This window comes from Alloalcanivorax marinus (genome assembly GCF_016785095.1).
GTDB classification, from domain to species: domain Bacteria; phylum Pseudomonadota; class Gammaproteobacteria; order Pseudomonadales; family Alcanivoracaceae; genus Alloalcanivorax; species Alloalcanivorax marinus_A.
In genome coordinates this window covers 55951-69610 of the sequence record NZ_JAEKJB010000010.1, presented here as the reverse complement: position 1 = coordinate 69610, position 13660 = coordinate 55951, and the positions used below count along the sequence as shown (strand labels likewise).

Sequence of the window (13660 nt, the reverse complement as noted above, 5' to 3'; positions counted from 1 at the left end):
ATGATGTTGAGAACCGCCGTGGCCCTGCTGGCTCTGATGCCGATGCTGGCCTTCGCCACTACCCTGAAAATTTCCACGCTGTATCCGGACGGCACCGCCGTGGTCAAGGCGCTCAAGCAGGCCGGTGACACCATTGAGCAGGAAACCGATGGCCGGGTATCGCTGAAAATCTACCCCGGTGGCGTGATGGGCGATGACCAGGCGGTGCAGCGCAAGATCCGCGTTGGCCAGTTGCACGGACAGATGGCCCAGGGCGGTGCTTTCGCCCGTTACTACCGGGACAGCCAGATCCTCAATGTGCCGCTGACGTTCAACAATTACGCCGAGGTGGATGCCGCCCGCGAGAAGCTGGACCCGCTGATCAAGCAGGGGCTGGAGGACAACGGCTGGGTCAGCTTCGGGCTGGTGGACGGTGGTTTCGCCTACATCATGTCCGACAAGCCGGTGCGTGGCCTGGACGACCTGCGTGCCCAGAAACTGTGGCTGCCGTCCGGCGACAGCGCCTCGGCCAACGCCGCCGCCACGCTGGATTTGTCGCCCATCGTGCTGAATATCGGCAGCGTGCTCACCTCCTTGCAAACCGGTGCCATCGATGCCTACGCGGCGCCGCCGGTGGCGGCTCTGACCCTGCAGTGGTACTCCCGGGTCAACTACATCACCGACCTGCCGCTGCTTTACACCTATGGCTTGCTGGCGATTCAGAAGCGCCACTTCGAGCGGCTCTCCGAGGCCGATCAGAAGGTCGTGCGCCGGGTGTTGGAAGGTGCCTTCGAAGGCATCGACAAGGATAGCCGCGAGCAGAACAAGGCCGCCTTCAAGGCGGTGCGCAACCAGGGGCTGGAGCTGGTGTCGCCCGATGACGAGCAACGCGCGGAGTGGAAGCGCTACGCCGACAAGGCCACGCAAAAGCTGGTGCGGGACGGCCAGCTCAGCCAGGACATGCTTGACCGGCTGCACGCCATTCTCGAGGCCTACCGGAACAGCGGCTCCTGATGCGACGCCTGCTGGGCTGGATTCACCGTTTCGAGGACGGCCTGATTGTCTTCGTGGTGCTGATGATGGTGGCCCTGGCGGTGGCGCAGATCGTGCTGCGCAATCTGGTCGGCACCAGCCTGGTGTGGGCCGATCCACTGCTGCGCAACGCGGTTTTGTGGATTGGCCTGCTGGGCGCCATGATCGCGTCGCGCAAGGATGAACACATCCGCATCGACCTGGCCGCCAACTTCCTGCCCGAGCGTCTGCTGCCCTGGATCACCGGCCTGGTGGATCTGTTCACCGCCGGCATCTGCCTGCTCACCGCCTGGTATGGCCTGGGCTTCGTGATCGAGGAACGCCAGTTCGGCGGCGCCGCCTTCGCCGGCATCCCCAGCTGGTTGCTGCAGGCGGTGATTCCCCTCGGCTTCTCGGTGATGGCGCTGCGTTATCTGATTCTGTTCGGCCTGGGCCTGGTGGGCCGCCGGCCGCGCATGCGGGAGCCGGTGGCATGATCCTGGCCGGTGCCCTGATCCTGATTTTGCTGGCGCTGCTCGGCGCGCCCCTGTTCGCGGTGCTGCTGGGCGCCGCCGCTCTCGGTTTTTATGCGCTGGGCTCGCCGCTGGCGGTGCTGCACATCGATATCTATCAGCTGGCGGATTCGGTGGTACTGATGGCGCTGCCGCTGTTCACCTTCGCTGGCTTTCTGCTCAGCGAATCCCGCACCGCCGATCGATTGATGCGTCTCAGCCAGGCGGCGTTTGGCTGGATGCCCGGCGGCATGGCGTTCGTGGCGCTGATCGCCTGCGCCTTCTTCACCGCTCTTACCGGTGGCTCCGGGGTGACCATCGTGGCGCTGGGCGCCTTGCTGCTGCCGGCGCTGGTGAAGGCCGGCTACCCGCAACGCTTCAGCCTGGGGCTGGTGACTTCCTCCGGCAGCCTGGGGCTGTTGCTGGTGCCCTCGGTGCCGCTGCTGATCTACGGCATCATCGCCCAGCAGCTCTCCCAGCAACTGGCCATGCCGCCGGTGGAGATCGTCGATCTTTATCTGGCCGGCGTGGGTCCGGCGTTGCTGATGGTGGTGCTGCTGTACCTGTATTGCCTGTGGGCGACCCGGGCCGGCGACGCCGGGGGCGCCACCGCGGTGCCGCGCCAGGCGTTCAGTGGCCGGGAACTGCGTGCCGCCCTATGGGACGCGCGCTGGGAACTGCCGTTGCCACTGGTGGTGCTGGGCGGCGTGTTTTCCGGCGTATTGGTGGTCAGCGAGGCGGCGGCGGTGACCGCGCTTTACGTGCTGATCGCGGAAGTGTGGCTGTACCGGGAGATTCCCCTGCGGCGGCTGCCGGGCATTACCCGCGAAGCCATGGTGATGGTGGGTGGCATCCTGCTGATTCTGGCGGTGGCCCAGGCGTTCGCCGATTACCTGGTGTACGCCGAGGTGCCCGAGCAACTGTTCCAGTTCATCCAGACCCATGTGCATGGCAAGATCGCCTTCCTGATTCTGCTGAACATTCTGTTGCTGGTGCTCGGCGCCATGCTGGATATTTTCGCCGCCCTGGTGATCATGGTGCCGCTGATCCTGCCGGTGGCGCTGCGCTATGGCATCGATCCGATGCACCTGGGCATTATCTTCGTGGCCAACATGCAGATCGGCTACATCACGCCACCGGTGGGCATGAACCTCTTCATCGCCAGTTACCGGTTCCGCAAGTCGATCACCGAGCTGTTCGCCGCCACCATTCCGTTCATGCTGGTGCTGATCGTGGCACTGCTGGCGATCACCTATATTCCCGCTCTGAGTCTCTGGCTGGTGCGTTAGGCCCACCGCGGCGTTGCGTTTCAGCCGTGATCTCCCTACTGGACACGGCGTTTCTCCTGTGCACATACTCCAGGGTATGTGGTTTCGATCAATAATATAACAACTCGGGAGAGAGCCATGTTCGCAGAGAAAACACCGTGGAAAGCCACGGTCACCGCTATTTTCCTTTCGTTTTTGTTTATCGCTCCAGGTCACGCCGCGCCCGCCGACAAGGAACCGGTCACCATCGCCATTATCGATCCGCTGACCGGGCCGATGGCCGGCGTGGGGCTGCCGCTGGTGGCGCATATGAAGTTCGAGGCGGAACGTCTTAACGCCGAAGGCGGCATGGATGGCCATCCGTTCCGCATTGTCGGTTTGGATAACAAGGTCAGCCCCCAGGAAAGCCTGGTGCAGTTGCAAAAGGCGGCGGACGACGGCATCCGTTATATCGTGCAGGGCAACGGCTCATCGGTGGGGTCGGCGCTGATCTCGGCGATCGATAAACACAACCGCCGCAATCCCGGCGAGGAGATGCTGTATCTGAATCATGGCGCGGTGGACCCGGTGCTCACCAACGAACGCTGTTCGTTCTGGCATTTCCGCTTCGATGCCGGCTCCGACATGAAGATGAATGCCCTGACCAACTGGATCAAGGATCAGAAGGACATCAAGAAGGTGTATCTGATCAACCAGGACTACAGTTTTGGTCATTCGGTGTCGTCCATGGCCCGCGAAATGCTCAAGGAAAAGCGCCCCGACATTGAAATCGTCGGCAACGATTTCCATCCGCTGGCCAAGGTCAAGGATTTCACTCCCTACGCCTCCAAGATCAAGGCCTCCGGCGCGGACGCGATCATCAGTGGTAACTGGGGGCAGGACATGGTGTTGCTGGCCAAGACGCTGGCGGACTTCGGCATCGACGCGCCGTTCCTGACCTATTACGCGGGCAGCCCAGGCACCGTGACCCAGGTCGGCGATCGCGGCGTGGACAGGATCTATGAAATCTACGCCTATTACGGCGATACCGAGGACCCGGAAATCGGCCAGCGCCAGAAGGATATGTACCAGCAAACCGATTGGGATTATTTCCTGTTCTACCCGCGTCTGACCACGATGATGGAGATGCTCAAGAAAGCCGCCGATGAGACCGGCAGCGTGGACCCGGTGGACATCGCTTTCGCCATGGAGGGCCTGTCCGTGGACATGGATACGGGTACCTACACCATGCGTAAGGATGACCACCAGATTCAGCAACCGATGGTGCTGTCGGTGATGAAGGGCGACATGCCCTATGGCGCCGAAGGCACCGATTACAATTTCGCCAAGGTGGCGCTGATTCCCGCCGAGGACGTGGCCATGCCCACCACCTGCAAAATGCGCCGCCCCCCGCGGGACTGAACCGGTCGGGCGCCGGCACGCCGGCGCCTGCCGCTAACCGCTCTTGCCGCCGCTTTTGCGCACGTTTTTGACCCTCAGGGCGTTGTTGCCGCCGCCCACCGGCGCTACCTCGAACTGCTTCGGGTAGGCGCGCAGCAGGTCGCTAAGCTTCTTGAAGCCATACAACCGTGTGTCGAACTCCGGTCGGCGCTTGTTGATGTTCTGCCCAAGCGCGCCCAGGTGCACCCAGTCTTCCTCGTCGGCGATATCGTCGATCACCCGGGTGATCAGTTTCAGCGGCGGTTTTTCCTGATTGCCGCCGGTGGCGGCCTGTTCCTTGCCGGCGGGCTTGCCGTCGCTACCGGCGGCTTCGCCGCCGTCGTGGTCGGCGCGCAGGATTTCCGTATAGATGAACTTGTCACAGGCGGCCACCAGGGGCTTCGGCGTTTTGCGCTCGCCGAAGCCATAGACGATCAGCCCGCCTTCCCGCAGCCGCGCCGCCAGGCGGGTGAAGTCGCTGTCGCTGCTGACCAGGCAGAAGCCATCCAGTGCCCGGGTATAAAGCAGATCCATGGCGTCGATGATCAGCGAGCTGTCGGTGGCGTTCTTGCCGGTGGTGTAGGCGAACTGCTGCACCGGCTGAATCGAGTAATCCAGCAGCACCTGCTTCCAGCCGCCCAGGTTGGGCTTGGTCCAGTCGCCGTAGATGCGTTTCACGGTGGCGGTGCCGTACTTGGCGATTTCCTCGAACAGCCCCTCGACAATCGCCGGCGCTGCGTTGTCGGCGTCGATCAACACCGCCAACTGCTGGGGGGCGTCGGTTTGGTTGGCCATGGTCGGTTCCTTGCAATGGAATCCGACCACTGTACCAGTCATGCCCGCGGTCGGGTACGCGGGCCCAGGTCGAAGGGGCCGACGATCATGGCGCCGGAGTGCGCCCGGTGGTGCGCTTCCCGCGCCTTCCAGGCCTTGCCGTAGCGGTAGAACGGAATGGTCGGGTACAGGTGATGCATCAGGTGGTAGTTCTGATACATCAGCACCGGCGTGAGCCACCATTCCTGGCCTATGCGCATCAGGGCGGTGCGGTTCGGGTCCTGGTCCTGGCGGCCGGTGTGCGGGTAGTGGGGCAGCACCATGAATACCAGACACATGAGAAAGAACGCCAGGTAAGTGGGGATCAGCCACAGCGTGAGCATATAGAACGGCGCCCATACCCAGAGCGCGGCGATGATGGCGCCGGCCACCAGCATTTCACGGACCACCTCGGACACCTTCAGGCCCGGCACCCGGTTTGGATCACGCAGGAAAAAGATCACGTAGAAGTAGGGCCACAGGCCCCACAGCGGCATGGTCCAGAGGCTGCGGGCCATCCAGTGGTCCGGGTCGTTCTCCTCGTTGGCGAAGCGGTGATGGCGCATGTGCAGCAGCCGGAATAACCGGCCCCGGCCGAAGGGCACCGCCACGAAGGTGGCCGCCGCCAGCAGGAAGTCGTTCATTTTCGGGCTGCGCGCGGCGCAGCGGTGAATCGCCTCATGGGCCGGGGTGAACAAGGCGTAGCCGGCCACGCCGTTGACCACCATGCCCACCCACAGCGGCCAGAGATGGTTCATGGTCAGCACCCAACTGGCGGCGATGGTGGCCACGCTGCCGATCAGAATCGCCACCGTGGGCCAGGCCAGGGTGGGGGACAGCCGCAGCCGGGCCAGCCGTTGTTTTTCCAGGGTGTCGGTCGCGTCGCTGTACATCACGGGTCTCCGCCTCGTTACGTGCACACAGTGTTTACCAGGAAGGCGACGACGGGCAGACACGGAAATTGCCAACAGGGGGATAAAAAGTGACAGCGCGGGTTCAGGAACGGCGGAAGTCGCTGGGGTGGGTGCCATACCAGCGCCGGAAGGCGCGTCGGAAACTGGCCACATCGGTATAACCCAACTCCCGGGCCACCGCCGCCACGGTGTAGTGGGGCAGGCCCAGCAGTTCGGCGGCCCGTTGCGCCCGGGTGCGGTCGCGCAGGGCCTGGAAACGGGTGCCCTCGGCCTTGAGCCGGCGGATCAGAGTGCGCGGGCTGACGTGCAGCGTCCCGGCCACCGCCACCAGGTCCGGTTCCGGTTCGGCGCGTAGCCGCGCCAGCACCTGGTCGCTGAACGAGCCGTGCCGGCGCAGTGCTTCCTGGCGGGCCTCGCACTGGCGCACCGCCATCCACAGCAAATCCCGGTCGTGGCTGGGCACCGGCTCGTCACCGTAGTGAGCAGGCAAGGTCAACGCCACGCGGGGGGCGTCGAATTGCACCCGGATGCCGGCGAACGCTTCCCGATACAGGACGGCGTGCTCCGGCGGCGGATAGTTGAAATGCACGGCGCCGTCCTTGATGGGGCGGCCACGCAGCACGATATGGCAGGCAAAGGCGGAGGCCAGCGCCGATTCGGTGAGAAAGCGCACCGCGTAGTCCTGGGGCTCGATGAAATCCAGCCGCAGGGTAATGGCCTCCCGGTCTTCTTCCAGATGAGTGCTGAACACCCGGGTGCGGGTGTTGTTAAAGCGCGCGAACAGCAGCATGGCGTCGCGCAGGGTGGCGCTGGCCATGGCCGCCATGCCCATGGGGCCATGCATGGCGGGCAGGGCGCGCAGGCCAGTGCGCAGGGCCAGGTCCGGCCGTGGCGACAGGGCCAGGGCATTGGCGATCAGCCGGCGTGCACCGGGCCAGTCGATGAAACCCTCGCCTTGCTCCAGAGTGGCCGCGTTGATGCCGGTGCCTTCGAGCAGAATGGTCCGCCCGGCGTCATTGGTCTCCAGGGTGTCGGCGATCATGCGGCAGTAGGTAAGCGCCAGATCCGGGCTCACGGCGGGTCACCTTGCGGGGGTTGTCCCAGGTACCCGGCCACCATGCGCGTCAGTTCCCGGGCCAGCTCTTCTTCATCGATCAGATCGCCCTGGCTGACGTGGCGCACCATGGTGAACAGCACGCTGTTGGTGACGATGAACACGCGCACCTCCAGGTTCTCGATTGGATAATCCCGATAGTGGCGCAGAAAATACAGCCGCGACAGTTCCATGAAATGCTGCTGCAGCAGGTCCACCACCCGGTTGGTGGGCAGCCGATGCCAGTTGCGCACCAGCTCCAGATAGAGCCCGTCCCGGGAGCGCAGCACCGAGAAGCCGAAGCGGATCGAGCGGTGCACCATCTCGCCCAGGTCGGTGACCGCCATCAGCGGCAGCCGCCGCAGGCCGGCGGCGATGTCCTCGGCGAGGCGGTCCAGCAGTGCCGCGATCAGGGCGTCCTTGTCGCCGAAGTACTGGTACAGCGAACCGACGCTGACGCCGGCCTGTTCGGCGATACGCGCCGTGGTGGTGTCGTCCAGGCCGTGGCGCTGGATGCACTGACCGGTGGCTTCCACCAGGGCTTTCACCATTTCCCGGGAACGTTTTTGCCGTGGCTGTTTACGCATGGGGCCTCGAAACGCGAATTGAACGCGAATAGATATTCGCATTAAGGTGCGATCATGAGCAAGTGCCCGCCAAAGCCACCAGGCCAAAGCCACCAGGAGAGCCCCATGAACGCACCGGCCCCCTCGACCACCTGTTCCGTGCCAGTATCCGCCCCGACCCGGGCGCGACCGTTCGAAAAGACCGCCACGCCGACTCCGGCCTGGCTGCGCCGTCTTCTGGGCCGGGAACTGGCGCCCAGCCGCGAGGAATACCAGACCGCGCTGGACGATCTGTGGGTGGGCGACCCGGCCATGGATGCCCTGATCGAATGGATGTACGAGTATGGCCCGGCCCGGGCGCGCCCCCTGTTCGAAACGGCGGTGCGCGAGGGCGTGGAGGCGGTGCCGGATTGTCCGGCCCCGTTGAAGGCGTTCATGGACCGGGTGGCGGCACCGTCCTGGCTGGACCCGGCCCTGGTGGACGAAGGTGCCCGTTTCATTCAATCCACCGGCATGGCCGCGCCTTACGTGCTGCGTGATCTGGCGCTGATGGGCGGCTATTTGCTGTCCGGCTTCAACCAGTCCCTGGTGCTCACCGGCGCGCTCAGCCAGGGCACCGCCCGGCGGGTGGCGGAGACTGGAAAATGGTGGATCGATTGCACCGAGGAGGGCGGCCTGTTGGCCGGTGGGGAAGGGTATCGGGGCACGCTGCATGTGCGCATGGTGCATGGGCTGGTGCGGCGTAACCTGGATCGTCGCGACGAGTGGGAGCATGCCCGTTGGGGCCTGCCGCTCAACCAGGTGGATATGGCCGCCACCTATCTGGGCTTCTGCGTGGTGATGCTGGGCGGGCTGCGCAAGATGGGGATTCCGGTGACGGCGCGGGAATCCCGGGCGGTCATGCACCTGTGGAAATACGCCGGCTGGCTGATGGGCGTGGACGAACGCTGGCTGGTGGAGCGGGAGCGGGATGGCATCGTGTTGTTGCACCATGCCATGATGACCCAGAGCCGCCCGGACTGGACCAGCCAGGAACTGGGCCGGGCTCTGTCCCGGGAGCCGTTGTCGCAATCGTTCCCGCGCTGGGCCGGGGCGCGCCGGCGCTGGGCCTACTGGAGGCACTTGAGCGTCACCCGCTATTTCCTGAACCGGGAGAAAATGCGTCAGCTCGGCCTGCCGGACAACGTTGGCCCCTGGTTTCCGCTCGCCACCCTGGTGCCGCGTTTCGTCGGCCATATGCTACTGCGTTACCTGCCGGGGGCGCGTCGCTGGCAGCAACGTCATGGTCGGCGTGTACAGAACGCCGCCCTGCGCCATCTGTTCGCCGAGGGCGATCCCGGGCTGGTGCGGGCGGATCTATAAAAAAATCCGATCAATCCGTTCTTCTCACCCTCGTCCCTTCACACCAGCTTTATCTGTACAGTTCTAATCTCTTTCGGAAATGGACGAGGCTTAGAGCGATGAAACGGATTCTGGTGCTGTATTACTCCATGTACGGACACATCGAGTCACTGGCGGACGCCGTGGCCGAGGGCGCCCGTGGCGTGGACGGCGTGGAAGTGACCATCAAGCGGGTGCCGGAAACCATGCCCGAGGACGCGTTCAAGGCGGCCGGCGGCAAGACCGACCAAAACGCTCCGGAAGCCAGTCCGCAGGAACTCAAGGATTACGACGCCGTGATCGTCGGTACGCCCACCCGTTTTGGCAACATGAGCGGTCAGATGCGCACCTTTTGGGATCAGACCGGCGGTCTGTGGGCCCAGGGGGCTCTGGCCGGCAAGGTGGCCAGCGTATTTACTTCCACCGGCACCGGTGGCGGCAAGGAAACCACCATTATTTCCACCTGGCTGACCCTGGCCCACCACGGCTTCATCCTGGTGCCGCTGGGTTACGCGGACCCGGGCCAGGAGCAGAACGATATTAGCGAAACCCACGGTGCCTCGCCCTACGGGGCGGGTACCCTGGCCGGGCCGGACGGCAGCCGTCAGCCCAGTGCCAAGGAATTGTCCCTGGCCCGTTACCAGGGTGAGCAGGTCGCGAAGCTGACCGTGAAACTCTGAGATTTCCTCTCGTGTAAGAACTCATAGCGCTGATTCTTACCCCTTATACCGCCCTCCCCCGGGCGGTTTTTTTTGTTCATCGCGTTTTCGCTCCTACCGCGTGATCCAACCGCCCCCCGCAACATGCGGAGTCGCGCGGGAGGCCGGCGAAGTTTCAGGCCAGGCGCTTGCGCATGCGCCAGCGGGGCAGAGAGACGCCGCGCCGTTGCACGCTTTCCTCGCCGTCCACCTCGAACCCGAGGAAGGTGAAGAAATCCCGCGCCACCAGGCTCGCCTCGGTCACCAATTCGTCGAGCCCCCGTATCCGGGCTTCGTCCTCCAGATGATGATAGAGCAGGGTGGCGATGCCCAGGCGGGCTGCTTCCGGATGCACGTAGACGAAGGTGACGCGCCGTTCCACCAATTGCGCGAAGGCGGCGGGCCGGCCATCCCATTCCGCCACCATGGTCAGACCGTCCGCGAGCGCTTCCTGGAAACCGGGGGTGTCGGCGCCGGCGGCCCAGGCGGCCCGTTGGTTGGCGTCGTAGTGGTCGGCGGCGGTGGTGTGCACGGCGGCCTGAAACACCGCCACCAGAGCGGGACCGTCGGCGGGCTCGAAGGGGCGGATCAGGAAGGGCAGTCCGGGCAGGGCCGCCGGCGCGTCGGGTGAATCGTCGGCATCGTCGACATCGGGGGCATCGGGGGCATCGGCGGGCGCCGGCGCGCTGGCCGGCTCGGCGGCCCGGCTCGCCGGGGTTGGCTCGGTCGGCGCGGTGGCGCCGGTAAGCCACCGCCACAGGGCGCGGATCATGAGGCGCCGTCCCGCCGCTGTTGTTTCAGGGCCTCCACCTGGCGTTCCAGGGCTTTCAGGTAAGCCTCCTGTTTTTCCAGCAGGGCGTCGGTGGTGGCCTGCTGTTCGCGCAGGGCCTCGGCGCGGTCGCGCAGTTCCGCCTGCTCGCGGCGGGCGGCGTCGCCGGCTTCCTCCGCCGCCGCCCGGGTGGCTCCCTCGTCCCGGGATTCAGCGCCCAGGGCGGGCGCGGCCAGGGCGATCAGCAGCAATGGCCAGAGCAAACGCATGGAAGACTTCCCCCAGGGCTAAAACGTCGAGTCTAGCAGAGGTTCGGTGCCCGGACAGTGCCGCCCGTCGTCGGCGTTAGATCAGGCCGGTGCTCAGGGCGGCGCCGGCCACGGCCAGCAGCATGGCCCACAGCAGGGCACCCAGGGCCAGCGGGCGCCAGCCCGCCTGGCGCAGCAGGCTCAGGTGGGTGCTCAGTCCCAGCCCGGCCATGGCCAGGGTGAGCAGGAGATTGTCCAGGCTGGCCAGGGCCGGGCGCAGGGCGTCCGGCAGCCCGATCAAGCCGTTGACCACCATGGCCAGCGCGAACAGCAGGGCGAACGGCGGCACCGGAACCCGGCGGGCGGTGGCGCCGGCAGCGCCGCCGCGTAGCATCAGCGCCAGGCCCATCAGTACCGGCGCCAGCATCATCACCCGGGCCATCTTCACCAGCAGGGCAGTGTCCAGCAGCGCCGGCGACATGGCCTGGGCCGCCACCAGCACCTGGGCCACCTCCTGCACGGTGGCACCGGTGAACAGGGCATAGTCGGCGGGGTCGCCGAACAACCCGGGCCAGTGATGGAACATCACCGGCAGCAACAGCATGTTGAGGGTGCCGAACACCACCACCGCCGCCACCGCCATGGCGCCGTCCCGGTCACGGCCACGCAGTATCGGCTCGGCGGCCAGCACCGCGGCGGCCCCACAGATGCCGTTGCCGACACCGATCAGCAGGGCGGCGTTGCGTGGCATGCGGAACAGCAGTGGCCCCAGCCAGGCGGCCAGCAGCAGGCTGGCCAGGATCTGCAGCGCGTCCAGCAGCAACACTCCGGGGCCGAGCCGGGCCACCGCGTCCAGCGGAATGCGCAGCCCGTAAAGCACGATGGCGGTTTTCAGCACCGGGCCCTTGAACAGGGCCAGGGCCGGAATGGCCCGTTCACGCCACGGTGCCGGCAGGGGCTGCGCCACCAGCAGGCCGATCAGCAGCGCCAGGGCCAGTGCTCCCAGCCCCCAGGCGTGGGCCAGGGGCGTGGCCGCCAGGCCCATCCCGGCCATCCCGCAGGCCAGGATCAACGCAACGAACGGCCAGTCGGGGCGACGGGGAAGGGCCTGGGTCAGCATGGTCGGGCTCCGTGATGGATTCGAAGCCACTATGGCAATGTGATCGGCTTAAATATATTTAATAAATATAAAGATATAACTAAAATAAACTTATGAATGACACCACCTTGCGCCAGTGGCGCCTGTTTCTCGCCGTGGCCGATAGCGGCAGCGTCGCCGCCGCCGCCCGCCAGGTTGCCCTGACCCAGCCGGCGGTAAGCCAGGCACTGGCCCAGCTTGAGGATCGGTTGGGCGAGCGCCTGTTCGACCGGGTCGGGCGGGGGCTGCACCTGAACGCGGCGGGGCGGCGCCTGCGACCGGAAGCCCGTGCCCTGCTGGAGCAGGCGGCTCGCTGTGAGCGTCTGTTCGAAACGCCGGAGTTGGAAGTGGAGCTATCGGCCACCCATACACTGGGCAATTACTATCTGCCTCCCTTGCTGGCCGATTTCCGGGCCCGCCACCCGGCGGCCCGGGTGCGGCTGGACGTGGTCAACACACGCACCGCCGTGGCCCGCCTGCTGGCCCTGGAAACCGAACTGGCGCTGGTGGAGGGGCCGGTGTCCCATCGCCTGCTGGCGGTACGGCGCTGGCGGGATGACACCCTGGTGCGGGTGGCGGCTCCGTCGCTGGCGGCGGTCCTGGGGCCGGATCCGGCATCCTGGCCCTGGGTCATGCGCGAACCGGGCTCGGGAACCCGGGCGGTGATCGAGGCGCGCCTGGGCGAGGCGTTTCCGCCCGCCGAGCGCCTGCTGCAACTGGGGGCCGGGGAGGCGGTGCGCCAGGCGTTGCTGGCCGGCGCCGGGGTGGGCTACGTGAGCCTGATCGCCGCCGCCCGGGCTCTCGAAGACGGTCGTCTGGCGCGGGTGCCAGGGGCCGGCGCGGAGCTGCGCCGGCCGCTGTATCTTCTGCGTCACCGGCGGCGCTCGCCGGGGGAGGGGGAACGGGCGCTGGAGACGCTGCTACTGGAGGGGGCGGCTCAGGGGTCGAGTCCGTAACGGCGCAGGACATGGCGGTTGCGGTTCGCCCAATGCTGGTAGCGTTGGCGCAATTCCTGGTCGTCGGGCACCGGCGCGCCGACCCATTGGCAGCGCTGAATCACCGCGCGTTTGAAGGCGCCGAAGCCGCCGTAGCGGCGAATCGAAAACCATCGCTTGCGGCCCCGGTTGGCGGTTACCGAGAAGTTGCCGCCGAGGGGCTTGTCGCGGAAGGTCACGGTGACGCCCACCAGGCCGAAGGGATTGCGGGTATTTTCCGCCGGGTCGTCCTGGTCGTCGCTGGCGTACAGCATCAACGGGCGACGGTCGCCCATGGCGGCGCGTACCGCCGGGTCCTGGATGGCTTGGTCGCGCCATTGGCGGGCCTGCTCCAGGGCCGCCGCCTTGCTGCCGTAGCGGCGGTCGCGGAAGGAGCGGCGCCGTTGCCGGCGGCGGCCGTGGCCGTCCAGCCAGGGGACCGCGCACCACCAGAACTCGCCGGTGTGATTACGATAGATGTACAAAAAGGAGTGCACGCGGGGTGCTCTTTTCATGGGCTGATTCATGATTCCGACTTCCGTCCTTGTCCTTTTTTATTGCTTTAACGCAATACTGGAAATCAGGGTCATTAATGCAGAGCACCCCCTGGAAAGAGGGTTTTCGCTCTTTATATAAAGTCAGAGCGAATCCGGCTCCCGTTTTGAAGGGTCCTTAAAAGTCGGGGAAACCACCAAACAAATTCGCCAAGACGGCAAGATTTATGCGGCTTGCGCAAAGGTGGATCGGGCGGGGTGGCTTGTCTCGCGCGGCTCTGGCGCTTAAAGGAAGCGGAGCTGTATGGGCCCCGGATAGCGCTTTCGCGGGTTTTCCGCCAAAGCGCGATGAACCATGAAAAAAGGGGCGCCGGAGCGCCCCTT

Annotated in this window: 15 protein-coding genes; 7 read left to right on the top strand and 8 right to left on the bottom strand. The window is 65.6% G+C overall.

All coding sequences use genetic code 11. The features are described 5' to 3' along the window. The 4 genes from dctP (at position 1) to JF515_RS13935 (ending at position 4171) form a co-directional block, all read left to right on the top strand. Positions 1–993 (top strand): TRAP transporter substrate-binding protein DctP, encoded by a 993-nt coding sequence (gene dctP / locus JF515_RS13950; protein ID WP_238401082.1) that lies wholly within the window; start codon positions 1–3, stop codon positions 991–993. Continuing rightward, on the top strand, positions 993–1487 hold the full coding sequence (locus JF515_RS13945) for a TRAP transporter small permease (RefSeq protein WP_203105068.1): 495 nt from the start codon (positions 993–995) through the stop codon (positions 1485–1487). Before dctP ends, JF515_RS13945 begins: the two co-directional genes overlap by 1 nt. After that, positions 1484–2791: a TRAP transporter large permease gene (locus JF515_RS13940; protein WP_203105067.1), complete on the top strand. Its 1308-nt coding sequence runs from the start codon at positions 1484–1486 to the stop codon at positions 2789–2791. The genes JF515_RS13945 and JF515_RS13940 overlap by 4 nt, the downstream gene beginning before the upstream one ends. Before the next feature lie 117 nt (positions 2792–2908). Next, a complete protein-coding gene (locus JF515_RS13935; RefSeq protein ID WP_203105066.1) occupies positions 2909–4171 on the top strand; it encodes a branched-chain amino acid ABC transporter substrate-binding protein in 1263 nt (420 codons plus the stop codon). A 33-nt stretch (positions 4172–4204) separates the two neighbouring features. Here JF515_RS13935 and JF515_RS13930 read toward each other — a convergent pair whose 3' ends face one another. From JF515_RS13930 to JF515_RS13915, 4 genes are all read right to left on the bottom strand, one after another. After that, positions 4205–4984, bottom strand: coding sequence for an NYN domain-containing protein (locus JF515_RS13930; protein ID WP_203105065.1), 780 nt, complete (start codon positions 4982–4984; stop codon positions 4205–4207). Positions 4985–5022: 38 nt separating this feature from the next. Continuing rightward, the gene (locus JF515_RS13925; RefSeq protein ID WP_203105064.1) at positions 5023–5895 is read right to left on the bottom strand and encodes a fatty acid desaturase; all 873 of its coding nucleotides are present in this window, start codon (positions 5893–5895) and stop codon (positions 5023–5025) included. Positions 5896–5998: 103 nt separating this feature from the next. Continuing rightward, complete coding sequence (locus tag JF515_RS13920; RefSeq protein ID WP_203105063.1) at positions 5999–6991, bottom strand: AraC family transcriptional regulator ligand-binding domain-containing protein; 993 nt, start codon at positions 6989–6991, stop codon at positions 5999–6001. Then, positions 6988–7596, bottom strand: a complete 609-nt coding sequence (locus tag JF515_RS13915) for a TetR/AcrR family transcriptional regulator (protein ID WP_203105062.1) — start codon at positions 7594–7596, stop codon at positions 6988–6990. The genes JF515_RS13920 and JF515_RS13915 overlap by 4 nt, the downstream gene beginning before the upstream one ends. 105 nt (positions 7597–7701) lie before the next feature. Between JF515_RS13915 and JF515_RS13910 the strand changes: the two genes are divergently transcribed. After that, positions 7702–8937, top strand: coding sequence for an oxygenase MpaB family protein (locus JF515_RS13910; protein WP_203105061.1), 1236 nt, complete (start codon positions 7702–7704; stop codon positions 8935–8937). A gap of 98 nt (positions 8938–9035) precedes the next feature. Continuing rightward, a complete protein-coding gene (wrbA, locus tag JF515_RS13905) occupies positions 9036–9635 on the top strand; it encodes an NAD(P)H:quinone oxidoreductase (RefSeq protein WP_203105060.1) in 600 nt (199 codons plus the stop codon). Positions 9636–9789: 154 nt separating this feature from the next. On the opposite strand, the gene JF515_RS13900 is transcribed toward wrbA, so the two are convergent. The 3 genes from JF515_RS13900 to JF515_RS13890 form a co-directional block, all read right to left on the bottom strand. Continuing rightward, on the bottom strand, positions 9790–10425 hold the full coding sequence (locus JF515_RS13900) for a GNAT family N-acetyltransferase (RefSeq protein WP_203105059.1): 636 nt from the start codon (positions 10423–10425) through the stop codon (positions 9790–9792). After that, positions 10422–10691: a hypothetical protein gene (locus JF515_RS13895; protein ID WP_203105058.1), complete on the bottom strand. Its 270-nt coding sequence runs from the start codon at positions 10689–10691 to the stop codon at positions 10422–10424. Before JF515_RS13895 ends, JF515_RS13900 begins: the two co-directional genes overlap by 4 nt. A 76-nt stretch (positions 10692–10767) precedes the next feature. Next, positions 10768–11790, bottom strand: coding sequence for a YeiH family protein (locus JF515_RS13890; RefSeq protein WP_203105057.1), 1023 nt, complete (start codon positions 11788–11790; stop codon positions 10768–10770). 92 nt (positions 11791–11882) lie between these two features. On the opposite strand from JF515_RS13890, the gene JF515_RS13885 reads away from it, so the two are divergent. Then, entirely contained in the window at positions 11883–12764 is an 882-nt protein-coding gene (locus JF515_RS13885) for a LysR substrate-binding domain-containing protein (RefSeq protein ID WP_203105056.1), read from the top strand. Here the strand turns inward: JF515_RS13885 and JF515_RS13880 are convergent. Then, a complete protein-coding gene (locus JF515_RS13880) occupies positions 12746–13297 on the bottom strand; it encodes a hypothetical protein (RefSeq protein WP_203105055.1) in 552 nt (183 codons plus the stop codon). The genes JF515_RS13885 and JF515_RS13880 overlap by 19 nt on opposite strands. Between the last annotated feature and the right edge of the window lie 363 nt (positions 13298–13660).